Origin of the sequence: Pseudomonas sp. NFACC04-2, from assembly GCF_900119265.1 — a bacterium.
Lineage (GTDB): Bacteria > Pseudomonadota > Gammaproteobacteria > Pseudomonadales > Pseudomonadaceae > Aquipseudomonas > Aquipseudomonas fluorescens_AA.
In genome coordinates this window covers 1-1508 of sequence record NZ_FPJC01000059.1, presented here as the reverse complement: position 1 = coordinate 1508, position 1508 = coordinate 1, and the positions used below count along the sequence as shown (strand labels likewise).

The following is a 1508-nucleotide window of genomic DNA, read 5'->3' as shown; positions in this document are numbered from 1 at the left end:
CGTCATTGACATACAGGTCGACTCGATCCCAAGCCTCCAGCGCCCAGGCGTGACGCTGCATCTCCACCAACGGGTCAATCAAGCATTCGAGCCCCCGAGGCTGGTCGTCGTAAAGGCTTTTGGGGATACCCCCATCAGCGATGCCAGCCGGTTTCACTGGTGTGATCCAACCTGGAATGATCACAGGAAACAGCTCGAATAAATCGTCCAGGGTGGAAGATTGGATATCCATCGGGTTCTCCTGGCAGATGATGGGGCGTTAGCCGCTTGGGTAGGGTTATCACACGCCAGACCGAAGCAACTGCCTACTGTCAGAACTTACAGGTGGATCAGGTTTAAGATGAGCGGTTAGCGACGGGCTGATGTTGAGTGATCACTCGGTGAAGTGGGTCCCCACGCAAGATGAGCTGGAACGACAAAACCCACCGTGTTCATTCAGGAATGGGTGGGTAGGGGCACGCCAGGGCCTGACGCCCTGGGGACTCAGGTTGGCGACCTTCTTCCAATTCCGATAATTCTCATGATCGAAAACCCAATGCTTGAGTAACGTCGGAACGGTAGGGATCAATGACGGCGTTGGTCCGCTTTAGCTGGATTTCAAGGTACCGGTAGTAGGTGGCCCGACCTATTGCTGACGAACCCAGCCATAAGTTCGTCCAGTTTGCCGGGACCTGAAAGACGTCAGCTATGTTGTGGTAAGCGAATTCATAATCGGCGTCGTATATGAAGTTGATACTCAATAGCCAGTCGTAAGCCTGGATGGCGTTGAGAGGCCCCCCATTGACGACGATTTCGTATTTACGCGAGACCCTGACATCGTACGAGGCTGTCTGCCCATCGCTGTCTGTTACTGTAATGGTCGAGGTCCCGTTGCGCAGTCCTTGAACTATCCCCGTTCCTATGTTGACAGTTGCAATGTCGGGATTGCTGGAGGTGTAGGTGTATGGAGGTATTCCATCGCTGGCCAAGCGCTGCTCGTTATCGATGACTTCGGGCTGCCTCCGTGGCCACGGAGCGTTGTAATAGTTGAGACGATTGAGCTTCATTTCGGATTGATCAATGGACAATGGACGTACCGTAGTAAGAGTGCGCACGTTCGAATACACGTTTGTGCTGTGGTAAAGCGATTTTGCGTACAGGCGGTGTGGACCCACCTGGACGATTATTTCTTTCGTCCATTCACCCGTTGTCGTATCGGCTGTCGCCCTGCCCATGGGAACCGCACTGGCTCCGCTTCCATCGTAAACCTCGATTTCTTTTCCCTTGTGTGCATGACCTGATAATTTCAGCGTGGTGCTAGTTGTCCGTCCTCCATCGGAGATTTCTTCATCGTCGGCGTCTTTTACGCTGTCGAGGGCTGGGGGCGTTAGCACACTGTTCAGATGAATATCCAAACGTTTGGTAGGCGACCGATTGAAGTTGCCCAACTGATCGAAAACCACGAACTCCGCCAGCGTGTTGGGGTTGTCACCCGCTTGTTGGAAGGTGTCGGTGAACAGGGTTTTCAC

Annotated in this window: 1 protein-coding gene and 1 pseudogene; both read right to left on the bottom strand. The window is 53.4% G+C overall.

The genetic code is table 11. The annotated features are described in order from the left end of the window. A pseudogene (locus BT125_RS28270) lies at positions 1-232 on the bottom strand (hypothetical protein); the annotation flags it as partial. Between the two features lie 286 nt (positions 233-518). Next, on the bottom strand, positions 519-1508 hold a 990-nt coding region (locus BT125_RS28265), incomplete at its 5' end, for an Ig-like domain-containing protein (RefSeq protein ID WP_139271835.1).